Raw genomic sequence first — 26,889 nt, 5'->3', positions numbered from 1 at the left:
AATGCGCATCTTTCTCGTCCGGCACGGCGAATCTCTGGGCAACATCAATGAGAAAGCCTATGGGCAGTTTGGCGATCACAACGTCCCGCTGACACAATGGGGCTATCGACAAGCGCTCGTGGCCGGCCGAGCGGTTGCGGCCTATCTTGCCGAATTGCCCCAGGGCGAAAACCAAAGACTGGATATATGGTTCTCGCCGTATCTGCGGACGCGACAAAGCAAGGATGCGCTGCTGGAGGCCCTGCCGCCGGAATGGGTAAGGGATGTTCGGGAGGACTACCTCTTGCGCGAGCAGGATTTTGGCCTCTTCACCGAAATCTACGACCATGCGGAGCGGCGACAGAAGTTTCCAGATGAGTTCGAGAAATGGGCCAGGCTGCGAAACAACAGCGGGAAGTTCTATGCAAGGCCACCGGATGGCGAGAGCAGGGCGGATGTGGCGCAGCGGCTTCGTCTTTTTGTGCAAACCGTGATCGATGACGTGTCCGATGGAGGCAACGACATCGTCATCGTTGGCCACGGTGTCACAAATCGAGCGTTTGAAATGAACTTTCTCCGCCACGCGGTCGACTGGTTCGAGCGCTCCGACAATCCAGGAAATTCCGACGTGACATTGATCGAAGGAACGCGTCTTCAGGGCTACAGTTCAATCCTGCTGCACAAGGCAACCGACCGCCAGGTTGGCGATAGCGAGTTGCGGGAAGCTCATGGATCAGCGCTGACGATCACGCCTAAGTCGACGCCATAGCTGTTTGACCGTCGGCGTGCTAACGCACGTCGCTCTGCTGGGTTGGCTTCTATTGTCGAGCAGGCGCCAAACCGCACTCGGTGACCTCGGGCTCGTCCTTGATGCTCGCCTTGATCCGAAGCTCCCAGTTCGGGCCTAGTTGAAAACCATGTGCCCGCAACATGTCAGCGACCTTGGGGCAGTCAGCCGGGCTGTCGTATTGCCCTGCTAGCGAAACTTCGATGAGCGTTTCCTTGGCGTCGACGGCACAATTGCCATTCAAGCCGGTATTTTCGAGAAACGAGCACACGGCCTGAGCACGCTCGATGCCCTTGCCGTCATCAGATGCGACTGGGGAACCGGCCGCGACAACGGCTGCCTCGATCAGGGATATGAAGGATCGCATTGTTCTCTCCATAGAGGCGGCTTCGACACCGGTTGCCACGATGCTTTGAAGCCTCCCTGGTCCTTTCCAGGAGATGAAGGATGAAGGGGACATAGGCCTCAAATCGGCGTGGGAAAGGGGATAAAAGTCTAAGACAAACGAATGTGCAGCTAGCTGCAACGGCGGATAGTATCGCAGCAAATTCAAGCTCCTACAAAGTGCATCCGATCGGCTGCATCAAAAAAATTTGAACCCTTCTGTCGAATTTCGCAGTCGTCAAACGTTCCTTGTTTGGACGGCGGAACGCGTCCGCGAGATCCGCCGCATCGTCCTGTCAAAAACCGGAGGAGGTTCACGTGATGGATGCAAATAACCTTGTTTCTGCGAGGGAGCTGGCAAGAAGAAACGGCCTCAGTTTTCCGAACGAAAGTCTCGAATATCGGCAGGCTCGCGATGACCTGCTCGCCGAAGAAATCGAGTTGCGCCGGCATATCGAGCGCGTGGCTGAGCAGCGCCGTGCGTTGCCTCCCGGCGGCCAGGTAACGAAGGACTACCGCTTTCAAGGGCCGGACGGCGAAGTAACGCTAAAGGACCTGTTCGGAAATAAATCCACACTCGTCATTTACAATTACATGTACGGGCCGCAGCGAGAGCTGCCATGCCCGATGTGCACATCCATGCTGTCGGCACTCGATGGCGAGGTTCCTGATATCAGCCAGCGGGTCGCTTTCGCCGTTGTTGCGCGCTCGCCCATCGAGCGGTTGCTGGCGTTCAAGAAAGAGCGCGGCTGGCATCACCTGCCACTCTACTCCGACACGACCGACGAGTTTAGCCGCGACTACCACGCCATTGGGCCTGATGGCAGCGATGACGCGGCCTATAACGTCTTCACGATCAAGGATGGTGTGATCCGCCATTTCTGGAACCCGGAGATGGGGCCGGCAACCGCAGATCCCGGCCAGGATCCACGCGGTGCACCTGACTTCATGCCGCTCTGGACCGTGCTTGACACCACGCCTGAAGGCCGCCCGCCGACGTGGTATCCGAAACTCGATTACGACACAGCACAATAGCGCTGCCGCTCAACGCGGGCGTCAGCGGATTTTGCCGACGCTCGCATACATGCCGGTCGTGCGGAACTCGGTCGGATTGGTGCCATAGACGCGCCGGAATACTTTGGAGAAATAATTGGCATCCTCGAAGCCCGAGCGGATCGCCACTTCCTTCACAGGCATGTTGGCGGTCTTGGTCAACAGCTTCACCGCCCGCTTCAAGCGCTTCTGAAGAACGAATTCTGCTGGCGGCAGGCCCTCGTTGGCCGCGAACATTCGCGAGAAATGTGCCCGGCTGAGACCCGCGACCCGCGCAAGATCCTCGACGGGCAGCGGTCGCTCCAGATTGGCCATGATGTAGTCGATGACGTGCTGCATCGTCCGGTACTCTTCACTGAAGACAGGATGCGAGCCGAAGACGTCGTCATATAGCGCCATGGCTGCCTCATAAGCGATTGCGGAGGCCAGTCCCGGCGTCTCCGCATCATTGATCAGCCGCAGGCTGCAGTCGGCCAGATGCTCGATTGTCCGCGGTTGCAGCTTCAAGATCGGGCCGGTCACGGCAAGGATCGAGCGATGGATACGAAGCGCCTCTTCTCCATTCATTGAAATCCAGAAGAACTCCCAGCGGTCTCCATCCTCGAGCCAATAACGATGATTGTGCGGAACGAGGACCAGCAGCGTCTCTCCCTCCTTCACACACAGCTGGCGATTCTCGTAGCGCAGGTTTCCTGCGCCTCTGATCGTATGCTGCAGGACGGTAAAAGGTGTTTGCCCGCGCTTTCGGCCATCCCAGTCATAGGTCGCGTTCTCGCGGATCTCGTAGCCGGTGCTGGTGGGCATCGTGTGCAGGCTCTGGCGGCCGCGCGGCAGCGATACTGTCCGCATGACAGGACCATTATCAATCAGTTTTTGCAGCACAGAATTACCCATGAAAGCATAATCCTTCTCTGGCGGCCTCGCCGAATATGCGCATAATCGGCTCTCAAGAGAGAGAACACCGCCAGCACCGAGGAGCGGCGGGGAGGAGAATAAGCCGGATTTCTGGCCTTTTTTGGCGTCGAGCGCAAGCCCGCGTCCAATTCTTCTTCTCATCCTTCAGCGCCGGCAAATTGATCGCATTGAGGCAAGGATCATGAGTTTCAAAATCGCTATCATCGGCGCGGGCAGCGTCGGCTTCACGAAAAAACTGTTCACCGACATCCTCTGCGTGCCGGAATTCCAGGACGTTGAGTTCGCGCTCACCGACTTGAGCGAACACAATCTGCAGATGATCAAGCAGATCCTCGACACGATCGTTTCTTCCAACAAGCTGCCGACCAAGGTGACGGCGACGACCAACCGTCGCGAGGCGCTGACGGGTGCGCGCTACATCATCAGCTGCGTGCGTGTCGGCGGTCTGGAGGCTTATGCGGACGACATCCGCATTCCGTTGAAATACGGCATCGACCAGTGCGTCGGCGATACGATTTGCGCTGGCGGCATTCTCTATGGCCAGCGCAATATTCCGGTCATTCTCGACTTCTGCAAGGATATCCGGGAAGTTGCTGAGCCGGGTGCCAAGTTCCTGAACTATGCCAATCCGATGGCGATGAACACCTGGGCCGCGATCGAATACGGCAAGGTCGACACTGTCGGGCTTTGCCATGGTGTCCAGCATGGCGCTGAACAGATCGCCGAAGTGCTTGGCGCAAAGCAGCCTTCCGAACTCGACTATATCTGCTCGGGCATCAACCACCAGACCTGGTTTGTAGACCTGCGTCTCAACGGGCGCAAGATCGGCAAGGACGAGCTCGTCGCAGCCTTCGAGGCGCATCCGGTCTTCTCGCAGCAGGAAAAGCTACGTATCGACGTCCTGAAGCGCTTCGGCGTCTACTCCACGGAAAGCAACGGGCATCTCTCGGAATACCTCCCCTGGTATCGCAAGCGCCCGGACGAGATCACCAAGTGGATCGACATGTCCGACTGGATCCATGGCGAAACCGGTGGCTACCTCCGGCACTCCACCGAGACCCGCAACTGGTTCGAGACCGAGTTCCCGCAATTTCTGGAATCGGCATCCAAGCCGATTGATCCGGCCAAGCGTTCGAACGAGCATGCGAGCCATATCCTCGAGGCCCTGGAAACGGGGCGCGTCTACCGCGGTCACTTCAACCTCAAGAACAATGGGGTCATCACCAACCTGCCGTCCGATGCGATCATCGAGTCGCCCGGCTTCGTTGACCGCTTCGGCATCAACATGGTTTCGGGAATCACCATTCCGGAAGCCTGCGCTGCCACCTGTATGGCGTCGATCAACGTCCAGCGCATGTCGGTACATGCAGCGATCAGCGGCGATATCGACCTTCTGAAGCTTGCCGTACTGCACGACCCGCTGGTCGGGGCTGTCGCGACCCCGGAAGAGGTCTGGCAGATGGTCGACGAGATGGTCGTCGCCCAGGCACGCTGGCTGCCGCAATATGCTAATGTTGTTCCAGCCGCCAAGGAGCGGCTGGCAAAGTCGACGGTCAAGACCCGCGACTGGGAAGGCGCAGCCCGCCGCAACGTCCGCTCGATCGAGGAGTTACGTGCCGAAAAGGCGGCAATGAAGCAGGCCGTCTAAGTTTCCCGGAGGACGGGTGGCGATGGGCTCCGGGAGGGAACCCATCGGCGCAAGCCTGTCCCCCGGATCGTCTGAGGAGAAACAGGGCGGCCAAGTGCCCCCTGAAACAAGAGGGAGAAACGATGAAAAATTTCCGTAACCTTGGCATTCTTGCCGGACTGGCGCTCAGCGTCTCGGTTTCGGCCTTGAACGCCTACGCTTCCGAGCCGACGGCACCGCCTGCTCCGCCGCAATTCCCGGCGGAGGGCAAGATCAAATACGTCTCCAGAGATACGATCGAAGAGTTCAAGGCGCTGCCTGAATATCACGAGCCGGATTGGGTGACGAAGAACTTCGTCGCGACTGGCAAGCTGCCACCGATCAAGGATCGCCTCCCCAAGGAGCCGCTCGTCTTCAAGACCGAGAACATGGTCGATGGTGTCGGTGTCTACGGCGACACCATGCGCCATGTCATCGGCGGCCGTCCAGAAGGATGGAATTACGGCGCCGGCCAGACGCAGGGCTGGGGCGGCATCGATATCGGCATGTCGGAATGCCTGACGCGCACCGCACCTCTCTTCCAGATTCAGGCCAAGGACACCGAACCGCTTCCGAACCTTGCGAAGAGCTGGGAGTGGTCGCAGGACGGTCATAAGCTGACCATGCACCTGGTCGAAGGCGCAAAGTGGTCCGACGGCGTGCCCTTCACCGCCGACGACGTCATGTTCTATTGGGACGACGAGGTCATCGATCCCAACGTCTCGCCGCTCGGCGGCGGCGCATCGCCGGAGGCTTTCGGCGAGGGAACGACGCTGACGAAGATCGACGACTACACCGTCGAATGGACCTTCAAGGAGGCTTTCCCGAAGCAGTATCTTTATACGATGGCCTACCCGAGCTTTTGCCCAGGCCCGTCGCATATCCTGAAGCCGCAGCATCCGAAATACTCGAAGAACACCTACGACCAGTTCAAGAATGCCTTCCCGCCGGAATACATGAACATCCCGGTCATGGGGGCCTGGGTGCCGGTGGAATATCGTCCCGACGACATCATCGTGTTGCGCCGCAACCCCTACTACTGGAAGGTCGACGAGAAGGGCAATCAGCTGCCTTATCTCAATGAGCTGCACTACAAGCTGTCGACCTGGGCCGACCGCGATGTGCAGGCCGTGGCAGGTTCCGGCGATTTTTCCAACCTGGAACAACCGGAAAACTTCGTGGCGTCGCTGAAGCGCGCTGCCGAGAAGACCGCGCCGGCGCGGCTTGCCTTCGGACCGCGCCTGATCGGCTACAACATGCGCATGAACCTGTCCGCCAACGGCTGGGGCGATCCCGATGCCCGTGGCCAGGCGATCCGCGAACTCAACCGCAATGAAGACTTCCGCAAGGCGATCACCATGGGTCTCGACCGCAAGGCGATCGGTGACTCGCTGGTCAAGGGTCCGTTCACGGCGATCTATCCCGGTGGCCTCTCGTCGGGCACAAGCTTCTACGATCGCAATTCCGTCGTCTATTACCCCTTAGATCTGAAGGGCGCCAAGGAATTGCTTGCCAAGGTTGGCTTGAAGGACACGGATGGTGACGGCTTCGTCAATTTCCCCGCCGGAACGGCAGACGGCAAGAACGTTGAGATCGTCCTTCTCGTCAACAACCAGTATGCGACCGACAAGAGCCTTGCCGAAGGCGTCATCGGACAGATGGAAAAGCTTGGCATAAAGGTCGTCCTCAATGCTTTGGACGGTACAAAGCGTGACGATGCCCATTATGGCGGCCGTTTCGACTGGTTGATCCAGCGTAGTTCGCCGGAGCTTGCGTCGGTGGTCCAGAACACCGAGCAGCTTGCGCCCGTTGGCCCACGCACGAGCTGGCAGCATCGCGCTGGCAAGGACGGCAAAGTTGACCTGATGCCCTACGAAGAGAAGCTGGTGGGTATTATCACGAAGTTTCAGGCCAGCCAGGACAACAACGAGCGCGTCGAACTCATGAAGCAGTACCAGAAGGTCGCGACGGAGAATGTCGATACCGTCGGGCTCACGGAATATCCGGGTGCGCTGATCATCAACAAGCGCTTCTCGAACGTGCCCGAAGGTACCCCGATCTTCATGTTCAACTGGGCTGAAGACTCCGTCATCCGCGAACGTCTGTGGGTGGCTGCCGACAAGCAGGGCAAATACGAGCTGTTCCCCGAGCAGCTGCCCGGCAAGCCCGGTGACAAGGGCCCAGTCAACTAAGAGTTCCCTCCCAACCGAGGACTCCGGTCGCGCGTGAAGCGCGGCCGGGAAAGATCAACAAGCCGGCCGTACCGACAGGCACGACTGGCGGCAAGGAGAAGCGAACCGTCCGATGTTACGATTCCTGCTCGTGCGCATAGCCTCTGCGATACCCGTCCTCATCATTTTGAGCATCGTGACGTTCGCGATCATCCAGGCACCGCCTGGTGACTATGCCGACTACATCCGTTCGCAGCTGATCAATCAAAGTGGGGCTTCCTTTGCTCAGGCGGATGAACAGGCCCAGGCCTACCGCATTGCCCATGGCCTCGATCAGCCGATGGTCATCCAGTACTTCAACTGGATCAAGGGCATCATTTCCCAAGGCGATTTCGGCTACAGCATGTTTTACAACAAGCCTGTCGCCGATGTCGTGGCCGAGCGCCTGCCGCGCACTCTGGCGCTTGCCTTGGTCTGCCACATCTTCGCATCCGTGCTCGGCATCGGCTTCGGCATCTGGGCGGCCACCCGTCAGTATACCTGGATCGACAGCCTGCTTTCGGGCGTCTCCTTCCTCGGCATGACGGTACCGCGCTTCCTGATGGCGCTGATCATCGTCTACCTGCTTGTCTTCCAATTCAACGTCTCGGAGATCGGCAGCTTCTTCTCACCGCAATTTGGCGGAGCGCCGTGGTCCTGGGCGAAGTTCGTCGATCTCGTCAGCCATGTCTGGCCGGTTGTCGCCATCGCCACCTTCGGCGGTCTCGCCTACAACATGCGCGTCATGCGCGGCAACCTCCTCGATACGCTGAACGCGCAGTATGTCGAAACCGCTCGCGCCAAGGGACTGTCAGGCCGGGCGGTCGTCATGCGCCATGCCGTACCTAACGCGCTGCACCCGCTCGTGATGTATCAGGGCGTCGTGCTTCCCTACATGCTGACCGGCGAAATCGAGACTGCGATCATCTTCTCGCTTCCCACCGTCGGTCCTGCCATCGTCGGTTCCATGGCGATCGGCGACGTCTACGTCACGGCCACCTTCATGATGGTGCTCTCTGCCACGCTGATCGTCGGCAACATCATCGCTGATATGCTGCTTGCCATGCTGGACCCGCGCGTCCGCCAGTACGGAGGAGCCTGATATGCTCGCCTTCGATTCCGCTCCCCCGCCACCGCACGAAGAATCTGTCAAGAATGCACCGCATGGCAATGAAAGCTACCTTTCGCTCGTCTGGCGCCGACTGAGGCGTTCCTGGACCGGCATGATGGGTCTCATCCTCGTCGGCATGCTGCTTCTCATGGCAGTCTTTGCGGATTTCTTCGCGCCGATGGATCCCAAGGCGACCGATGTCGGCTTTGCCCCGCCACAGGTTATCAGCTTTCGCGACAAAGACGGCAACTTCGCCTATCCGCCGCGTGTCTATGCGCTCGGTGAATCCGAAGAGCTCGATCCCGTGACCTTCCAGCCGATTGTCGGCCCTGACTACGACAATCCGCGCCTCCTCGGCTTTTTCGTGAGCGGTGCCGAATACAAGCTCTTTGGTCTCATCCCGGCGAGCCGGCACTTCTTCGGTTCGGTGGACGGCCAGCCGGTGCACTTTCTCGGAACCGACAAGTTCGGCCGTGACGTCCTTTCACGAGCCATCATCGGTTCGCGGATTTCGCTGACGATCGCGCTCACCGTCGTCCTCATCGTGACGATGATCGGTACGACGGTCGGCATGGTATCAGGCTATTTCGGCGGCACCTTCGACACCTGGGTTCAGCGCTTCGTCGAAGTGGTGCTCGCCTTCCCGCAGCTGCCTCTTTATCTCGCCCTGACGTCGCTGATCCCGGTGACGGCGCCGACTAATGTCTTCCTCGGTTTCGTCATCATCGTCATGTCGGCGCTCGGCTGGGCACAGATGTCGCGCGAAGTGCGCGGCAAGACGCTGGCGCTCGCCCGCATCGACTATGTGCGTGCCGCCATGGCTGTCGGCGCCACCGACCGGCGCATCATCTTCCAGCACATCTTCCCGAACGTGATGAGCCACGTCATCGTTGCGGTCACCCTGCATATCCCGAGTGTCGTGCTCTTGGAATCCTTCCTCGGCTTCCTCGGCTTTGCCGTGAAGCCGCCGCTGATTTCCTGGGGCCTGATGCTGCAGGACACCGCGAATTACTCGGTGATCGGCACCTATCCCTGGATCCTGGCGCCCGTCGGTTTCGTCCTGATTACCGTCTTTGCGTTCAATGCGCTCGGCGATGGTCTGCGCGATGCAGTCGATCCTTATTGAGGTGAAGAACATGGCCCTTGCACTCGTCAATTCCTTCGCCCCGCCCGTTCGCCTCGATCACGAGGGGCGCACTGAAAACCCGATCATCGACGCCCGCAATATCGGCGTCAAATTCAAGGTCGAGCACGGCATCGTCGATGCGGTGAAGGATATTTCCTTTCAGCTCTACCGTGGAGAAACCATTGCCATTGTCGGCGAGTCCGGTTCCGGCAAATCCGTGACGGCCCGCACAGTCATGGGGCTTCTGTCGAAGCGTGCCACCGTTTCCGGCAACTCAAGCGTGGAATATGACGGCACCAATATCCTGACATTTTCGGAGCGTCAGCGCCGCAGACTGCGGGGCGATCGGATCTCGATGATCTTCCAGGAACCGATGAGTTCGCTGAACCCGATCTACACGGTCGGCAGCCAGATCGTCGAAGCGATCCGCGTCCACCGCAAGGTCAGCCGCAGGCAAGCCGAGGCGCGGGCCTTGGAACTCTTGAAGCATGTTCAGATTCCCGATCCGGAAGCACGCCTGAAGCAGTATCCACATCAGCTTTCGGGCGGACAGCGCCAGCGCGTGATGATCGCCATGGCCCTTGCCAACGATCCCGATGTGCTGATTGCAGACGAGCCCACTACGGCGCTAGACGTCACCGTGCAGGCTCAGATCCTCAATCTCATTCGCAATCTCCAGACGGAACTGCGCATGGCAGTTATCCTCATTACCCACGACCTGACGGTCGTGCGCAAGTTCTCCGACTACGTCTACGTGATGCAGCATGGTGAAATGCGCGAGCACAACACGACGGAGCGGCTATTTGCCAACCCGCAGCATGCCTACACCAAGCATCTTCTCGGCTCCGAGCCGCGCGGTCAGGCCAATCCGCTACCGGAAGGATCGGATGTTATCCTGGAGGCCAGGGACGTACGCGTCTCCTTCATGATGCGCCACGGCAGCTTCTTCAAACCACAGTTGAAGGAACTGGTTGCCGTCGATAGCCTGAACCTGACGCTTCGCCGCCATGAGACGCTGGGCTTGGTCGGCGAATCCGGTTCCGGCAAGACGACGTTCGGACAGGCTCTGCTTCGACTGAATGATCCTGACGGCGGCGAGATCTTTTTCGACAAGCTGCCTATCCACGGCAAATCACGGGCCGAGATGCGGCCGCTGCGTTCGCGCATGCAGGTCGTCTTTCAAGATCCGTTCTCGTCGCTCAATCCGCGCATGACGATCGGCCAGATCATCGAGGAGGGGTTGATTGTCAACCAACTCGGCGCGACCAGGGCTGAACGGCTCGAGCGCGTTCGCGAGGCACTGACAGCGGCGGGCATGCCCGGCAATATCCTGTCGCGCTTTCCCCACGAGTTTTCCGGCGGTCAGCGCCAACGCATCGCGATCGCTCGCGCCGTCGCGCTCGAGCCGGAGTTCATCCTGCTCGACGAACCGACCTCGGCGCTTGATTTGTCCGTCCAGGCCCAGATCATCGAATTGCTGCGCAAGCTGCAGGACGAACGCGGCCTCAGCTACCTCTTCATCTCGCACGACCTCAAAGTCGTGCGCGCCCTTTGCCACCGTGTGATCGTCATGCAGCATGGCAAGATCATGGAAGAGGGACCCGTCAACGAAGTTCTCACCAATCCCAAGACCGCCTACACCGAACGGCTCGTCAAAGCCGCTTTCGAGGTAGCCTGATTGCACATGCCGGAGGTTATAATGGCAAGAAATCCCAAGATCACGTTTATCGGAGCTGGCTCCACCGTCTTCATGAAGAACATCATCGGCGACGTGCTGCAGCGGCCGGCGCTGTCTGGCGCCACCATCGCATTGATGGATATCAATCCGCAGCGCCTTGAAGAAAGCGCCATTGTCGTCAACAAGCTGATCTCAACGCTTGGGGTCAAGGCGAAGGCAGAGACTTACTCCGACCAGCGCAAGGCGCTGACGGGTGCTGACTTCGTTGTCGTCGCCTTCCAGATCGGCGGCTACGAGCCCTGCACCGTCACCGACTTCGAAATCCCGAAGAAATACGGGCTGCGCCAGACGATCGCCGATACGCTGGGCGTCGGCGGTATCATGCGCGGCCTGCGCACCGTGCCGCATCTGTGGAAGATCTGCGAGGACATGCTTGCCGTCTGCCCCGAGGCAATCATGCTGCAATACGTCAACCCGATGGCGATCAACACCTGGGCGATTGCGGAAAAGTATCCCACGATCAAGCAGGTCGGCCTCTGCCACTCGGTGCAGGGCACGGCGATGGAGCTTGCCCACGACCTCGATATTCCCTACGAGGAAATTCGCTACCGCTCGGCCGGCATCAACCACATGGCCTTCTACCTGAAATTCGAGCATCGTCAGCCCGATGGCTCCTACAAGAACCTCTATCCAGATCTGGTCCACGCCTATCGCGAAGGCCGCGCGCCGAAGCCCGGCTGGAACCCGCGCTGCCCGAACAAGGTGCGCTATGAAATGCTGACGCGGCTCGGCTACTTCGTCACCGAGAGCTCGGAGCATTTTGCCGAGTACACGCCCTACTTCATCAAGGAAGGTCGCGAGGACCTGATCGAGAAGTTCGGTATTCCGCTCGACGAATATCCGAAGCGTTGCATCGAGCAGATCGAGCGCTGGAAGGGACAGGCGGAAGCCTATCGTTCGGCCGACAAGATCGAAGTTAAACAGTCGAAGGAGTACGCGTCCTCGATCATCAATTCGGTATGGACTGGCGAACCCTCAGTGATCTACGGCAACGTCCGCAACAATGGCTGCATCACCTCGCTGCCCGCCAACTGCGCCGCCGAAGTGCCGTGCCTCGTTGACGCTTCCGGCATCCAGCCGACCTTTATCGGCGACCTGCCGCCGCAACTGACGGCGCTGATGCGCACCAACATCAACGTCCAGGAACTGACGGTCCAGGCGCTGATGACGGAAAATCGCGAGCATATCTACCACGCCGCGATGATGGACCCGCATACGGCTGCGGAACTCGACCTCGACCAGATCTGGTCCATGGTCGATGATCTGCTCGCCGCCCACGGCGACTGGCTGCCCGCATGGGCGCGTACCGGCCGCAAGGTTCAGGCCGCCTGACCATCTCTCTCCCGGTCACGGCCACTAAGAGGTCCCGCGGCTTTGCCGCGGGACTTTTTTCTCCGCAGGGCGGCGGCGAAGGTGCGGATTGCCCAGCCGGCCTTGAGCAATCATGTCATGGCGCTGGAAAAGGAGCTCGGATGCCCGCTGTTCATCCGCTCGACCAGGCGGGTCGAACTGACCAGGGCAGGCGAGACGTTCTATGATCGCTGCGTGAGGATCCTCAGTGAAGTCGATCTGACCACCGAACTGACACGGGCCGCCGGCGGCAGCCGCATCCGCCAGATTAAGATCGGCACCGTCTATCCCGCCACCATGGGCATGCTGCCGACGTTCCTGGCGAAGATCGCCCGCAAGTTCCCCGAGGTGAAGATCCACATCGCCGCGGGCAACACCGGCGACATCATCCGCAACCTGGAGAGCGGCCAGATCAATCTCGGCTTTATCCGGCCGGTGGAAAACATCGGCGCCTTGCGCTTCTTCTCGATTGCCCATGAACGCTACTATCTGGCGGTTGGCCATTGCAATCCGCTTTCAGAGCGCGACGAGATCAGCATCGACGATCTCAGCGATCAGAAGATCGTCGCCTTTTCCCGGCAGAACCTGTCGTTTACCGAACGCTCCTTCAATGAGAAGTTCGAGGCATACGATCTGACGAAGAACATCGCCTATACCTGTGACGACACCTTTTCGTTGGTGTCGCTCGTTTCGGCCGGGCTTGGCATCGGCTTTGTCCCGGAATGGACGCTGGAGCTTCCGAACCGCGCCTGTGAGCTGAAGAAGGTGAAGGGGATCGACTTTAGGATCGGGCTCGGGGTTGCCTGGAACCGGGAGGACCCAACCGCCTCGCGCGACGACATTGTCGATATCGCCCGGTCGTTTGGCGAGGGCAGGGCGGTGAGGGCGGCCGTGTTCGGCTAACCCTCACTGTTCCGCCGCCCGTCCGCCGATCTTTGGTTGGCCTGCCTGCCGAACATCCCCGTTGCCGCCCGCGCCTCGCGTCCTGCCCCGGCTTTGAGGTCCTGCCGGGCCCGCGCTGCCCGCAATGGCTTTGCCGTCCTCCACTGCCGTTGCGGCCCTATCGGGTGCGGACCAGCGCTTGCAGCCCGACTTGCGGACCGCCGTAGCAGGTTGCGATGGTCGCGACCTCTTAAAAGCCCTTCTGGATGACGTCGGCGAAGTCGTGCTTGAAGATCTCCCGCGCCTGGGCGAGAGACATCGAAGGGTAGGCGCCGAGCTTTTTCTTTGTCCGCTTTCCATCTCGCCACTGCTGCGCTATCCAGTCGGCGGTAACGCGCTTCGGCATTGGCTTGAGGACGAGGACGAGCCCGCCGGTTCCGCACCCTTCGCCATCGGCAAGGTTCTCCTGCTTCGCAACTGGGATCGAAAGGGGAGAGGCCGGAGTGGTATCCGGGGACTGGAAGCCGTGCGCTACCCCTTAAACAGCCCCCAGCATCCCAGAAGCGTCATCAAGCGCTCATCGGTTCAAGGGCGGAAGGCCGGGTCGGTCGAGACCACCGGGTGAAAGTGTGAATATCTCGCAGCCATCGGAAGTGACGCCGACCGTATGTTCGTATTGCGCTGAAAGCGAGCGGTCGCGCGTAACGGCAGTCCAGCCGTCCGCCAGCACTTTTACATGCGGCCGACCAAGGTTGATCATCGGCTCAATGGTGAAGATCATGCCTTCGCGCAGTTCCGGCCCTTCGCTCGCGCGACCATAGTGCAGGATATTCGGGGAGTCGTGGAACAGCGCACCGACGCCATGACCGCAGAAGTCGCGCACAACCGAACAGCGCTCGGCTTCGGCATAGGTCTGAATGGCTTCTCCGATCGCGCCTGTGCGGGCACCTGGCCGAACAGCTGATATGCCACGCAGAAGGGATTCGTAGGTCACCTCAAGCAGCCGCTCCGCTGCGCGCTTGATCGTCCCGACCGGATACATGCGGCTTGAATCGCCGTGCCAGCCATCGACCACGTAGGTCACGTCGATGTTGACGATATCTCCCTCGCGCAACGGCTTTGCATCCGGAATACCATGGCAGACGACATGGTTGATCGAGGTACAGGTCGATTTCGTGTATCCGCGATAGTTGAGGGTCGCCGGAATCGCGCCGTTGTCCATGCCGAACTCGAAAACGAAGCGATCGATTGCATCGGTCGGCAGGCCCGGCCTCACGACAGCGGCGAGCTCGTCGAGGCAACGTGCGGTCAGCTGGCAAGCCTTCCGCATTCCCTCGAAAGCTTCAGGACCGTAGAGCCTGATTGCGCCCGTATTCTTCGATGGCGCGGAAGAGGCTTCGATATAGTTCACCATTGCAGGCCCTTAGGATTGTCATTCTGGTACATAATGCAGCTATGCCGGGTTCGTCCATCGCGATCAATGGGTGGAATGTCATTTCTGGCTTAGTGGTCGTGTTGAACCGGCGCTGGCAGCTTTTCTGTGGCCCCAGACGCCTTCGCCTTCACGCGATCCCTGCGGCCCGTGGCTTGATCCTGCGTGCTACTCGGACGAGGCACTGGAAATTGGTTCGCTGGAGAAAAAAATATGGCACTTCCCAGCGCCCCGTTCGGCGGTTTGTGCCCGCAACTCCGGTCCCCCTGCATCCGCCGGCCGACGCTTGCGCGCCGCTGATGGCCTTGTGTGCCCTACAGGCACGTCCGGAGCGAAACTCAACACAGCATTGGCGCCGCGCCGCCATCCCGGAGGGAGACCATTTTCTGCGACCCGACTGCGAAAGCTTACGCCTTCTTCCGCACCCGGCGCCGGTCCCGCCTCGCCGCAACGCCTTGCGGTGTATCCGAAGATGGGACGGGGGAAGGATGGCATAGCCGCTCGCTATGGGGGAAATCGAGCGCGTCGTTTTTTAAGAACGCAACTGGTTAAGAACGCGACGAGAACAACGAAGCGAAGGTGGACGTTGGCTTGTTCGGCATGCTCGTGACCACAACCAGCTGACGGATCTGGCCACGTTTGAAGGCGGCGAGGAAGCGCTTGTAATCCTTGAGCGATACGCAGCCGTTGGAGTCGCCGCGGGCTCCCAACATGTAGGTGTGCGCGAGTAGGCCATCGCGGTTGTAGATTGCGCCTGCGCCACCGACAGGGTGCAGGCGGATGGCCTCGACGCCGTGGAACAGGCTTTCTCGCATTGTCAGATTGTAGGTATGCGGCGGGGTCGGTCCGCGGTTCTTGGCCTGCACATAACGCGGGTTGTCACGCATCTTGCCGAGGCCGGAATGGGCCTCCAGTCGTTCACCGTTTGGAAGGTAGACCATGTTGGCGGAAATGTCGTAGACCGCGACACCGTTGCGGGCGATGGGGGCAGACAGCCCCTTCTTCACGGTCGGCATTGCGTCTTCGTCATCATCGGAAGCGCCGGCATCCGGCCGGGCATAGGCCAGCACGGGTTCTGCCGGAGCGCTGCGATCGTTGGGCGTCGCCCGCTTCAAGCCATCGGGCCGGGCCATCGGCAAAGGGATAGAGGTGTCGCTGCCGCTCAGCACGAGATCGAACGGCTGGGTCATGGCCAGAGCCGACGGCTCGATCGGTGCGGCAGGTGCAAGACTTGCAACCTCGACCGGACCTGGCTTAGCCGCGGCCGGCGGCACCTGTCCCTTAATGACGGCTGCGGGTCTTGCGGCGAGTGCCAGCAGGGCGGGTCCTTCGGCAGCCGCAACCTCATCTTTCGACGGGATGATAATGCGATCAGCCGAGGCAACAGCGACCGGTGTCGCCGCCACGGTGTCGTCTTTGATCGCGCGGGCTGGCTGGGCAGGCGTTGTCGCTGCAACAACCATTGCCGGCCGCTTGTTCGGAGAGCCTTCAGAAAGAGTAAGAGGTTCGGACTGCCCGACGAATGCTGCTGCCAGTGCAGCGGAGGGGGCGGCCACGTGAGCACCCCTTACCAGCGCCAGCTCGCTCTCCGTGCTCATGCGCAACCGCGAGAATTTCTTGACGTGAACGAGGCGCTGCGTGGGCTCGGTTTTGGCTATAACTGCAGGGGCAAGCGCGACGTCGGCAAGCGGACCTGAGCTCGGATGCGGAGCCGGCGTGACCATATGCATGGTCGCGACTGTAGCGACGACCCACGCCGAAGCGGCAAACCCCGCGCCGATAAGAGCTGCACCTGAGAGAAAACGGAAAGGGCGACCGAAGCGAGAAATAGACGTACCTATGGGCCTGGTATTGGCAAACACATCGACCGCAAACGGCATAACACTCGTCTTTCACAACTCGTTACTAGGCCGGCGGTACTGACAGATTGATAATTTTCTTCGCCGGGGCCGGTATAGGAGCATCAGGGCCAAATTGCGGCTTAGCTAATATATCCAGTCAGCTGAGAGCATGACGAATTATGGTAACCAAAGTCTTTACGTGAGCGGTCAAGCCGTTCGAATTTGAACGGGTGCAGTTTCGGGCATTTCACGACCGTGGGCACGCCTCCTCCTTTGTCATGAGGTGTCGAAGAAAGCGGATTCTGCTATGAATGCCTCCCGTCGTGGAGTTCCAGGTTGGGAGGAAAGCCGATGTCTTCGACACATCCAGTGGCTCATGAGGAAATCTCGCCGGCCTTATTGGTCGATACGATGTTCGCATTCCGGAAAACGGCTGCGATGAAGGCGGCGATCGAATTCGACCTTTTCACGAAATTTGGCGGAAAAAGCCGTACGGCACAGGCGCTTGCGTCCGATTTGGGTTGCGCCGAGCGCGGCGTTCGCATTCTCTGCGATTTTCTGGTGATCTCAGAATTCCTGACGAAGAGTGGCGAAAACTACGCGCTGACGCCGTCCAGTCAGGTCTTTCTCGATCGACATTCACCCGCCTATATGGGGGCTGCGATCGATTTCCTTGCTTCGCCGCAAATGGTGTCGTTGTTCCTGGATGACCCGGCTGCCTACGTTCGCAACGGCGGCTCCGTCGGCTTGGCAAACGTTGCGCCAGACAATCCTGTATGGGTCAAGTTTGCGCGAGCCATGGGCGCGTTCACTGGCGCAAGCGCGAAGGCCGTGGCGTCTGATGTTGCGACATGGTCAAAGCCTCTAAACAAGGTGCTGGACATTGCCGCCGGTCCCGGCGCTTTCGGGATCGAGATCGCCAAGGTGGCGCCATCGGCCAGCGTGGTTGCTCTCGATTGGAAGCCGGTTCTTGCGGTGACTGAGGAAAATGCGACGAATGCGGGGGTAGCCGCGCGCTTCACCTTCCAGCCCGGCAGCGCTTTCGAGGTCGATTGGGGCAGCGGCTATGATCTCATCCTGCTGCCGAACTTCCTCCATCACTTCGACGTCGATGGCTGCGTCACGCTATTGAAGAAGGCACGAGCAAGCCTGGTGCCCGGAGGCCGCGTGGCGATTGTCGAGTTCGTTCCGAACGAGGACCGCGTGTCGCCGGCGTTTCCGGCTGCCTTCGCTATGGTCATGCTGGCGACAACGCCGAACGGAGACGCCTACACAGAGCGGGAGCTTGCCGAGATGGCCAAATCGGCCGGTTTTCGTGTCGTCGCGACGAAGCCGCTGCCGCCATCACCGGCCAGCCTGATCTTCCTGGAGTAGAGAGCCGCCGCGTTTTTAGCGAACCTCAGGCTCGTTCCATGACATAGCTTCCTGGCGCCTCTTCGATGGCGTTGAGCGCAGCGCCGCCCGGCTTGCGGGCGGGCACGCGCTTGCCGTCCTTCGCCTCGATCCAGGCCTGCCAGTGTGGCCACCACGAGCCGGCATTCTCGGCTGCCTCTGTCAACCACGTCTCGTATTCGCCTTTTGCGGTGCCGCCGGTCCAGTATTGATACTTCTTCTTGTCCGGTGGGTTGACGACGCCAGCGATGTGGCCGGAGCCCGCCAGCACGAAATCGACCTTGCCGCCGAAGAACTGGCTGCCGAGAAACACCGACTTGGCCGGCGCGATATGATCTTCGCGGGTTGCGAGATTGTAGATTGGAATCTTGACGTCCTTCAGGGACAGCTTTTGACCGTCGAGGATCATCTCGTTCGCAGTCAATGCGTTCCTGAGGTAGCAATTGCGCAGGTAGAAGGCGTGGTTCGCCGCCGCCATGCGGGTGGAGTCGGCGTTCCAGAAGAGCAGGTCGAAGGGCATCGGATCCTGGCCCTTCAGGTAGTTGTTGACGAAATAAGGCCAGATCAGTTCAGAGGCCCGCAGCATGTTGAAGGCGGTCGCCATCTTCGACCCGTCGAGATAGCCGATCTCATCCATATGGGCCTCAAGCCGCCCAAGCTGCTCCTCGTCGACAAAGACCTTGAGATCGCCGGCATAAGTGAAGTCCACCTGCGTCGTGAAGAGGGTGGCAGTCTTGATCCGCTTGTTCTTCTCCTTGGCGTGCAGCGCCAGCGTTGCGGCAAGCAGTGTGCCGCCCACGCAGTAACCAACGGCGTTTGCTTCCTTCTCGCCCGTCGCTTTCTCGATTGTATCGAGGGCAAAGTCGATGCCTTCGCGAGCATAGGCGGCCCAATCCTTTTGCGCATGGCGCGCGTCCGGATTGACCCAGGAAATCACGAAAACGGTCTGTCCCTGGTCGACGCACCATTTGATGAATGATTTCTGCGGGTTGAGGTCGAGGATATAGAATTTGTTGATCCACGGCGGGCAGATGAGGAGAGGGCGCTTCAAGACCGTCTCTGTGGTCGGCTCGTACTGGATGATCTGGCAGATCTCATTCTGCGCGATCACCTTGCCCGCGGTCAGCGCCATGTCGCGACCGACAGCGAATTTGGTCATGTCAGTCTGGCGAAGCTTCAAGTCGCCATGGCCTGAGACGATGTCCTCGGCAAGCATCTTCATGCCGCGCACCAGGTTTTCGCCGCTGGTCGCGATCGTTTCGCGGTAGAGCTGCGGGTTGGTGGCGACGAAATTAGTCGGCGAGAGTGCGGCCGTAATCTGTTTCACATAAAAGCCGGCCTTGTGCTTTGTGTGCTCGTCGAGGCCCTCGGTGTCGGCCACGATCTTCTCGGCCCAATCGGCGGTGATCAGGTAAACCTGCTTCAGAAATTCGAAGAATGGATTCTTCTGCCAGTCCTCGTCGGCAAAGCGCTTGTCCTTGCGATCCGGTTCCGGCGTCGGCGTTTCGCCCTGCATGCGCTGCATCGAGCGCATCCATATGCCGAAGTAACTGCTCATCAGCTGCGTCTGCGCCTCGAAGGTACGGCGCGGATCGGAGATCCAGTACTCGGTGACCTTGGAGAGCGTCTTGACCATGTCGGTCACCGGCTCTGCCGCATTCTCTGCGATCTTGCCACGTTCGCGTGGTGCGAGCCAGGCTGTCGCCGCTTTGCCGAGATTCTCGAGCGCACGGGCGAAATTGATCGCCATGGCCTCTGGATCTTTCAACAGGTATGGATCCAGGTCCTTTGCATCGAAGCCCGGGCCCTTTGCCTTGTCGCCGTTGTCCTTCTTGTTGTCGGTCACGCGTCTCCTCCGGCGGCAGCATGTTCCTGTAAATCGAGTTGTACATCTGGAAAGATCGATAAAACAAGTTCCGCTGATGCTCGCTCGTGCTATTGCTTTGTGGCGGCGACGAATTTAACAGTCGAAGCACCTCAGGATTTGGGACCTCTGGCACATGACGAAAAACGGCATTCGCACCATCGCAAACGTGACCCGCATCGCGCTCATTGGCGCCGCCGCGGCCATGACGCTTGCCGGATGCATGCAAACGCCCGAGGAGAAGGCCGCCTTCGCGGCCAGGCAAGCGGCGCCGACGCCCGTTGTCATGAACGCAACAAAGGGCGAGGTGCCGACCGAAAGCGGCCTGTCGCACTACAAGGACGGCTACCCGGGATTCGGTGCGCCGTTGACAGCCGCAAACGTTCAGATGGGTGACGATGAGGCCGGCGGGCTTCAGAAGAAGCTGACGGCGCTCGGCGCCCAACGCAAGGCGGGGACGATCTCGGAAGCCGAGTATCAGCGTCGCGTCGCTGAATACCGCAAGCTTGCCGCCGAACACGGTGCGCAAACGCTCTCCGAAATCGCCAATTAGGCCTTGCCTTCGCTGCGATTTGGAAGCAAAGCCTTCCAGCGGTGGCGGAAGATGAATTTTTCCCGATAATGCGCGGCCTGCGCGGCTTTCCGTCAAAGAAATGCCTTGCGACGCAAGTCTGATGAATACGGCGTTGGCGATTCTGAAGTTCGTATCGCGAACAGCCGGGAATTAGGACGAACTTCGAGCGCGGTCGTGGTGGCCGCATTTCCGTGGGGAAAGAAATGGAAGAGTTTCACAAAGTCCGGCGTTTGCCGCCTTACGTTTTCGAACAGGTCAACCGTTTGAAAGCGAGCGCGCGAGCGGGCGGGGCCGATATCATCGATCTCGGCATGGGAAACCCTGACCTTCCGACCCCGAAGGCGATTGTCGACAAGCTCTGCGAAGTCGTCCAGGATCCGCGCACGCATCGCTATTCGTCGTCCAAGGGCATTCCGGGTCTGCGCCGGGCCCAGGCTGCCTATTACGCCCGCCGCTTCGGCGTGAAGCTCAACCCGGACACCCAGGTCGTAGCCACGCTGGGCTCCAAGGAAGGCTTCGCCAATATGGCGCAAGCGATCACAGCGCCCGGCGACGTGATCCTCTGCCCGAACCCGACCTATCCGATCCACGCCTTCGGCTTCCTGATGGCCGGCGGTGTCATTCGGTCGATGTCGGTCGAACCGGACGAGAGCTTCTTCCCGCCGCTGGAACGCGCCGTTCGTCATTCGATTCCGAAGCCGCTGGCGCTGATCCTCAACTATCCGTCCAACCCAACGGCCTACGTTGCGACGCTGGAGTTCTATAAAGACGTCATCGCCTTCGCCAAGAAGCATGACATCATCGTGCTTTCCGACCTTGCCTACTCTGAAATCTATTTCGATGGCGAGCCGCCTCCGTCGGTCCTGGAAGTGCCGGGCGCGATGGATGTGACGGTTGAATTCACCTCGATGTCGAAGACCTTCTCGATGCCCGGCTGGCGCATGGGCTTTGCCGTCGGCAACGAGCGCCTGATCGCGGCCTTGACACGCGTTAAATCGTACCTCGATTACGGTGCGTTCACACCGATCCAGGTGGCGGCAACACACGCGCTGAACGGCGACGGCTCGGACATCGCGGAAGTCCGCAACGTCTACAAGCGCCGCCGCGACGTCATGGTGGATACCTTTGGCAAGGCTGGCTTCGAGGTGCCGCCACCGGCGGCGACGATGTTTGCCTGGGCCAAGATCCCGGAAAAGTTCCGTCATCTTGGTTCGCTGGAGTTCTCCAAGCTGCTCGTCGAGAAGGCCGATGTGGCGGTAGCGCCCGGCATCGGTTTCGGCGAAATGGGCGACGACTACGTGCGTCTGGCGCTTGTCGAGAACGAGCATCGGATCCGCCAGGCGGCCCGCAACATCAAGAAGTTCATGTCGACGGCAGACGAGACGATGCACAACGTCATCTCACTTAACGCACATCGCTGATATAATCCCCTCAATGGCAGCCGCTCCGGCGGCTACCTTTCATGACAAATTTCAGGATCGATCCATGGCAGATGCCCTCAAAATCGGCATTGCGGGCTTGGGCACCGTTGGTGCTTCGCTTGTCCGTATCATTCAGCAGCGCAGCAACGAGCTGGCCGCAACATGCGGTCGCCCGATCCTGATTACGGGTGTTTCTGCCCGCGACAAGACCAAGGACCGCGGCATCGATGTCGGCGGCATCGAATGGTTCGATCGGCCGGAGGATCTGGCGGAGAAGGGCGACATCGATGTCTTCGTCGAACTCATGGGTGGGGTGAACGGCTCCGCTAACAGCTCGGTGCGCGCGGCGCTCGAACGCGGTCTCCATGTGGTGACCGCCAACAAGGCGCTGCTTGCCTATCACGGAGTCGAACTGGCGACGATCGCGGAAGAGAAGGGCGCGCTGCTGAACTTCGAAGCAGCGGTTGCCGGCGGCATTCCCGTCATCAAGGCGCTGCGCGAGTCGCTGACGGGCAACACGATTTCCCGCATCTACGGGATCATGAACGGCACCTGCAATTACATACTGACGAAGATGGAAAAGGAGGGCCTGTCCTTTGCCGACTGCCTGAAGGAGGCCCAGCGTCTCGGTTATGCCGAAGCCGATCCGGCCTTCGACATCGAGGGCAACGATACGGCCCACAAGCTTTCCATTCTCACGACGCTTGCCTTCGGAAACCAGATCGCAGCCGACGACATCTATCTCGAAGGCATCACCAATATCTCGATCGAGGATATCCACGCGGCAGCCGACCTCGGCTATCGCATCAAGCTGCTCGGCGTTGCCCAGCGGACGGATACCGGTATCGAACAGCGCGTGCATCCGACGATGGTGCCCGTCGATTCCGTTATTGCGCAGGTCGACGGCGTGACGAATGCCGTTGCGATCGAGTCCGATGTTCTCGGGGAGTTGTTGATGGTCGGCCCCGGCGCCGGCGGCAATGCAACGGCTTCGTCGGTACTAGGCGACATTGCCGATATCGCTAAAAGCCGCCCAGGCGCGCAGCGCGTGCCCGTTCTCGGTCATCCCGCCAAATCGCTCGAGCCCTACCGCAAGGCGCAAATGCAGAGCCACGAGGGCGGATATTTCATTCGCCTGACCGTGCTCGACCGTACCGGCGTGTTCGCAAGCGTTGCCACGCACATGGCGGAAAACCATATCTCGCTGGAGTCGATCGTTCAGCGCTCGAAGCAGCATCTGGCGCCGTCGCATCATCAGACGATCATCATGGTCACCCATGCGACGACCGAGGATTCCGTTCGCAAGGCGGTCGCTGCGATCAAGGGCGAGGGGTATCATGTCGGCGAGCCCCAGGTGATCCGCATCGAGCGCCCCAAGGAAGACTGAAAACTCTTCCCTCCGACCGCATTGACCTTAACTAAGGCGCCGCAGCAGACTTGTTGCGTGCGTCCACAGCTAACGTCGCCCGCCTCGTCCAAAACCATTGTGCGACCGCGCGAAGGCGCATAAAGCTGCCGATATCACTCCGGTCCCGGGGTGGTGACAAGCGATGAAGGCAGCAGGCGATATGGAGATTCCGGCCGATCCGGTGCAACGCGCGTTTCTGGGCGTCGAGAAGTCCGTCTTGGACAACCGTTGGATATCGCGCCTCGATCAAGCCGGTCAGAACCGGGCGCTCGCCATGTCTCAGATGCATGGGCTGCCGGAGCTTATTGCGCGCGTTCTCGCCGGACGTGGTGTCACTGTCGATGAGGCATTGGAATTCCTCGACCCGACGCTTCGTGGCCTGATGCCTGATCCCTATACCTTGACGGATTGCGAGAAGGCGGCCCAGCGGCTTGCCGAAGCGATCCGCAGCCAGCAGCAGGTCGCGATTTTCGGTGACTACGATGTTGACGGCGCTTCCTCATCGGCGCTCATGTTTCGCTTTCTCAAGCACTTTGGCGTCAAGGTCGATATCTATATTCCCGACCGCATTTTCGAGGGATACGGCCCGAACGCCGCGGCGATCGGGAACCTGATCGACAACGGTGCACGGCTGATCGTCACCGTCGATTGCGGATCGACCAGCCATGATGCGCTGGCCGAAGCTGCCAGGCGCAACATCGACGTTGTGGTGATTGATCACCACCAGGTGACACACGACTTGCCGACCTGCCATGCGCTGGTCAATCCGAATCGCGAGGACGATCTCTCCGGGCAGGGACATCTCTGCGCAGCTGGCGTCGTATTTCTTGTGCTCGTTGCGACGCTGCGTTTGTTGCGGGAGGCTGGCGATCCACGCGTGCGGTCGATCGACCTGCTGCAGTGGCTTGATATTGTCGCGCTTGCGACTGTGTGCGATGTCGTCCCGCTGAAGGGCCTGAACCGTGCCTATGTCGTCAAGGGGCTGATTGCCGCCCGTCATCAGGGCAATGCCGGCCTGTCCGCGCTGTTCCGCAAGGCGGGCCTTGCCGGGCCGGCAACGCCCTATCACTTCGGCTTCCTGATCGGCCCGCGCATCAATGCGGGCGGGCGCATCGGCGACGCCGCACTCGGCAGCCGCCTGCTCACACTGGACGACACGGGCGAGGCCGAGGCTATCGCCCAGCAATTGGATGAGCTCAACCGCGACAGACAGGCGATGGAAGCGGCAATGCTTCAGGAGGCGGAGGCCGAGGCGCTGGCGGAATACGGGGACGGCGAGGGTGCCTCGGTCATCGTCACCGCGCACGAAAAGTGGCACCCCGGCATCGTCGGCCTGATTGCCGCCCGTCTGAAGGAACGGTTCAAACGCCCGGCCTTTGCGATTGCCTTCGACCCATCCGGCAAGGGCACCGGCTCGGGCCGCTCGATCAACGGCTTTGACATGGGCAAGATGGTACGCGCGGCGGTGGACGAAGGCTTGCTGGTCAAGGGCGGCGGCCACGCCATGGCTGCTGGCCTCACGGTCGAGCGCGACAAGCTAGGCCTGCTGCGCAGTTTTTTTGACGAACGCGCCGAAAAGACGATTGCCGCACTCGTTGCCAACGAGACGCTGAAGATCGACGGTGCGATTGCTGCCAGCGGTGCAACGATCGATCTGATCGATCGCCTCGAGACGGCCGGCCCTTACGGATCGGGTCATTCTCAGCCGCTCTTTGCCGTTCCCGCTCATCGCCTTCGCGATTCCCGCCTGGTTGGCGAGAAGCATGTGAAGGTGACGCTCGAAGCCATGGACGGCGCCCGTCTCGACGGAATCGCCTTTCGGGCGGCCGATACACAACTGGGCAACCTGCTGCTGAACTCAAGGGGCTCCAGCCTGCACATTGCGGGTTCGCTTGGCGCAGATCACTATCAGGGCTCCCGACGCATCCAGCTGCGCGTTCAAGACGCCGCTCCTGCGCGATGAGGCCGACTGGCGTTGGCGGCCATGGTGCAGGCGCTGCCCTGAGCAGCGGCCATGCTTAGGCGTGAACGCCACTCTATGGCGCAGCGACGGCAGCCTCAGATGAGAATGTGCTGCGTCAAGTCGCTTTCGATGAAGATCATGTTGGGCTTGTAGCCCAGCTCAAGGAATTTCTCGCGCCGAGCCATATCCGCCGCGAAGATCATCGTGCTTTCGACCTCCGTCGACGCGCTATCGTCCAGATCTGCGGTGACTTCGATTTCTGGTGCTAGACCGACGTCGCGAAGGAGTTCGGTGATCAATGCCGGATCGGCCATTCCGCTGAGAACGAGCCGGTCAACGCCTGCGGTCGCACTCACCTGGTAGGCCAGCGTCTGCATGGCGACCAGCATCGGGAAGGATTCTCGGAGTGCTGCGACCTCGGGGTGATCCGCCATGCCGCCAAGCGCCATGCGCGTGTAGAGTTCGTAGGCCTTGATGAAATCCTTGCGAACGGCCCAGAAGCGCACCGCCACCGCCATTCGGTTGAGGGTGAAGACCTTACACATTTGCTCAAAGATCGCGCGCGATTCCGGTCCCGTGTTGAGCTTTCCGCGCTTGGCGGCCATGTAGAGGAAGTACTCAAGCCCGCCGCGATACTTGTCCCAGGCGACCATGACCTCTTCGTTGCCGGCCTGCGAGCGGTTGGTCGCCAGCTTCGAGTTGACAACAGAGCGATAGAAAGGCTGCTTGAGGAAGGCCACTCCGCCTTGATCCAGCACATGAGCGAGATAGGCAAAGAAGCAGAAGCAAAAATCGCGCGGGACCCAGACGGATCGGAGTGCCGACGATCTGTAGATTGCGATTTCCGGGAAGATGTGCCGCTCGAAGATGAACTGAAACACCTCCACAAAATCATGCCGGCCAAACTTGATATCCTCGTCGACCTTATAGAAGGTCGTCAGGTCGCGGTCTGCGATCTCGTCGTAGAGATACCAGGAGGCGTGGCATGCGGACACGTCCGAATTTGCATCAAGATACGCGACGGCCGCGTTGACGCCATCTGGTATCAGGAAGTCGTCGTCGGCGAGATAGATCGAATACTCGCCCACTGCGTGGCGGAAGGTGCTTGCGATATTCTTGTATGGCCCACCGTTGACGGCACGGCGGTGATAGCGGATCGGAAGGCCCTTCGCGATAAACTCTTCGACGACCTGCGCCGTATTGTCGGTCGAGGCATTGTCGGAGATTACGATCTCGTACGGGAAGTCGAAGCTATAGGTTTCGCAATGCTCGAGCGCGTTGCGAAGATAGGCCTCTCGATTGTAGGTCGGGATGCAGATGCTGAGTTTGATGCCGCTCACTTGAATTGTCTCCGGGGGCAGGGACCTGTCGCCTTCATGGCAGCGGTCGAGGGGCAGGGTGCCCAAAAAATCGTGCGAATCGTGATTTCAGAGCCAGGCGCTGCGCCCGCAGACAACACAGAAAGCGTCGCCCCGCTTCTTCGATAAGGGAATGGCTCCCCAGCGAGCATCATGACTTTCACCAAGATCGCCTCCGCGATGGCGATATCTGCGCGGCTCGCTTGCCGGCAAAGATCTTGATGTGACTATCTATGGGGCCGAGATGGAGCGAGGCTTATGTCCGCTGCGGGAGGAGCAAGCCGGCAATGCTCCGTGCGAAAGGAAATCGCAAGGAGGTAGTGGCTTCCCATAGAGAAGGAGACCACTAAGCGTGCTATATCGACAGCCTTAGCCGCTAAAGTGAACTGTCTATGATGCTGATTTTATTGAGAAAGTGGCACGCCCTAGGGGAGT

At 60.0% G+C, this 26,889-nt stretch carries 20 protein-coding genes and 1 pseudogene; 14 read left to right on the top strand and 7 right to left on the bottom strand.

Annotation, left to right across the window (positions count from 1 at the left end; genetic code table 11):
• Position 1: 1 nt before the first annotated feature.
• Positions 2-748, top strand: coding sequence for a histidine phosphatase family protein (locus PMI09_RS18385; protein ID WP_007797600.1), 747 nt, complete (start codon positions 2-4; stop codon positions 746-748).
• Between the two features lie 49 nt (positions 749-797).
• On the opposite strand, the gene PMI09_RS18380 is transcribed toward PMI09_RS18385, so the two are convergent.
• Positions 798-1,133 (bottom strand): hypothetical protein, encoded by a 336-nt coding sequence (locus PMI09_RS18380; protein WP_037083488.1) that lies wholly within the window; start codon positions 1,131-1,133, stop codon positions 798-800.
• 338 nt (positions 1,134-1,471) lie between these two features.
• Between PMI09_RS18380 and PMI09_RS18375 the strand changes: the two genes are divergently transcribed.
• The gene (locus PMI09_RS18375) at positions 1,472-2,185 is read left to right on the top strand and encodes a DUF899 family protein (protein WP_007797595.1); all 714 of its coding nucleotides are present in this window, start codon (positions 1,472-1,474) and stop codon (positions 2,183-2,185) included.
• A 21-nt stretch (positions 2,186-2,206) separates the two neighbouring features.
• Here the strand turns inward: PMI09_RS18375 and PMI09_RS18370 are convergent, their stop codons facing one another.
• On the bottom strand, positions 2,207-3,097 hold the full coding sequence (locus tag PMI09_RS18370; protein ID WP_007797593.1) for an AraC family transcriptional regulator: 891 nt from the start codon (positions 3,095-3,097) through the stop codon (positions 2,207-2,209).
• Positions 3,098-3,299: 202 nt separating this feature from the next.
• Here PMI09_RS18370 and PMI09_RS18365 point away from each other — a divergent pair, with 202 nt between their 5' ends.
• From PMI09_RS18365 to PMI09_RS18335, 7 genes are all read left to right on the top strand, one after another.
• Positions 3,300-4,766, top strand: a complete 1,467-nt coding sequence (locus PMI09_RS18365) for an alpha-glucosidase/alpha-galactosidase (RefSeq protein ID WP_007797591.1) — start codon at positions 3,300-3,302, stop codon at positions 4,764-4,766.
• A 122-nt stretch (positions 4,767-4,888) separates the two neighbouring features.
• Entirely contained in the window at positions 4,889-6,976 is a 2,088-nt protein-coding gene (locus tag PMI09_RS18360) for an ABC transporter substrate-binding protein (protein WP_007797588.1), read from the top strand.
• Positions 6,977-7,088: 112 nt separating this feature from the next.
• Complete coding sequence (locus PMI09_RS18355) at positions 7,089-8,096, top strand: ABC transporter permease (protein ID WP_007797585.1); 1,008 nt, start codon at positions 7,089-7,091, stop codon at positions 8,094-8,096.
• Between the two features lies 1 nt (position 8,097).
• On the top strand, positions 8,098-9,231 hold the full coding sequence (locus PMI09_RS18350) for an ABC transporter permease (RefSeq protein WP_007797582.1): 1,134 nt from the start codon (positions 8,098-8,100) through the stop codon (positions 9,229-9,231).
• Between the two features lie 10 nt (positions 9,232-9,241).
• Complete coding sequence (locus PMI09_RS18345) at positions 9,242-10,909, top strand: ABC transporter ATP-binding protein (protein ID WP_007797578.1); 1,668 nt, start codon at positions 9,242-9,244, stop codon at positions 10,907-10,909.
• A gap of 21 nt (positions 10,910-10,930) precedes the next feature.
• Complete coding sequence (locus PMI09_RS18340; RefSeq protein WP_007797575.1) at positions 10,931-12,301, top strand: alpha-glucosidase/alpha-galactosidase; 1,371 nt, start codon at positions 10,931-10,933, stop codon at positions 12,299-12,301.
• Positions 12,302-12,418: 117 nt separating this feature from the next.
• A complete protein-coding gene (locus PMI09_RS18335; protein ID WP_244423784.1) occupies positions 12,419-13,222 on the top strand; it encodes a LysR family transcriptional regulator in 804 nt (267 codons plus the stop codon).
• A gap of 235 nt (positions 13,223-13,457) precedes the next feature.
• Here the strand turns inward: PMI09_RS18335 and PMI09_RS30505 are convergent.
• The 3 genes and pseudogenes from PMI09_RS30505 to PMI09_RS18325 form a co-directional block, all read right to left on the bottom strand.
• A pseudogene (locus PMI09_RS30505) lies at positions 13,458-13,685 on the bottom strand (Arm DNA-binding domain-containing protein); the annotation flags it as partial.
• 93 nt (positions 13,686-13,778) lie between these two features.
• Complete coding sequence (gene map, locus PMI09_RS18330) at positions 13,779-14,615, bottom strand: type I methionyl aminopeptidase (RefSeq protein ID WP_007797565.1); 837 nt, start codon at positions 14,613-14,615, stop codon at positions 13,779-13,781.
• A gap of 566 nt (positions 14,616-15,181) precedes the next feature.
• On the bottom strand, positions 15,182-16,513 hold the full coding sequence (locus PMI09_RS18325; protein WP_007797562.1) for a DUF2778 domain-containing protein: 1,332 nt from the start codon (positions 16,511-16,513) through the stop codon (positions 15,182-15,184).
• 312 nt (positions 16,514-16,825) lie between these two features.
• Between PMI09_RS18325 and PMI09_RS18320 the strand changes: the two genes are divergently transcribed.
• Positions 16,826-17,848 (top strand): methyltransferase, encoded by a 1,023-nt coding sequence (locus PMI09_RS18320; RefSeq protein WP_007797559.1) that lies wholly within the window; start codon positions 16,826-16,828, stop codon positions 17,846-17,848.
• 25 nt (positions 17,849-17,873) lie between these two features.
• On the opposite strand, the gene phaC is transcribed toward PMI09_RS18320, so the two are convergent.
• On the bottom strand, positions 17,874-19,712 hold the full coding sequence (gene phaC, locus PMI09_RS18315) for a class I poly(R)-hydroxyalkanoic acid synthase (protein ID WP_007797558.1): 1,839 nt from the start codon (positions 19,710-19,712) through the stop codon (positions 17,874-17,876).
• A gap of 154 nt (positions 19,713-19,866) precedes the next feature.
• Between phaC and PMI09_RS18310 the strand changes: the two genes are divergently transcribed.
• The 4 genes from PMI09_RS18310 (at position 19,867) to recJ (ending at position 25,096) form a co-directional block, all read left to right on the top strand.
• Entirely contained in the window at positions 19,867-20,283 is a 417-nt protein-coding gene (locus PMI09_RS18310; RefSeq protein ID WP_007797555.1) for a hypothetical protein, read from the top strand.
• Positions 20,284-20,507: 224 nt separating this feature from the next.
• Complete coding sequence (locus PMI09_RS18305) at positions 20,508-21,725, top strand: LL-diaminopimelate aminotransferase (protein WP_007797553.1); 1,218 nt, start codon at positions 20,508-20,510, stop codon at positions 21,723-21,725.
• 64 nt (positions 21,726-21,789) lie between these two features.
• Positions 21,790-23,112, top strand: coding sequence for a homoserine dehydrogenase (locus tag PMI09_RS18300; RefSeq protein WP_007797549.1), 1,323 nt, complete (start codon positions 21,790-21,792; stop codon positions 23,110-23,112).
• A gap of 181 nt (positions 23,113-23,293) precedes the next feature.
• Positions 23,294-25,096, top strand: coding sequence for a single-stranded-DNA-specific exonuclease RecJ (gene recJ, locus PMI09_RS18295; RefSeq protein WP_007797545.1), 1,803 nt, complete (start codon positions 23,294-23,296; stop codon positions 25,094-25,096).
• Positions 25,097-25,191: 95 nt separating this feature from the next.
• Here recJ and PMI09_RS18290 read toward each other — a convergent pair whose 3' ends face one another.
• On the bottom strand, positions 25,192-26,436 hold the full coding sequence (locus tag PMI09_RS18290; protein WP_007797542.1) for a glycosyltransferase family 2 protein: 1,245 nt from the start codon (positions 26,434-26,436) through the stop codon (positions 25,192-25,194).
• Positions 26,437-26,889: the final 453 nt, after the last annotated feature.

The organism is Rhizobium sp. CF122, assembly GCF_000282035.1.
Classification (GTDB): Bacteria; Pseudomonadota; Alphaproteobacteria; order Rhizobiales; family Rhizobiaceae; genus Rhizobium.
Note: the sequence above shows the minus strand (reverse complement) of the source record. Positions and strands in the feature narration are given on the sequence as shown.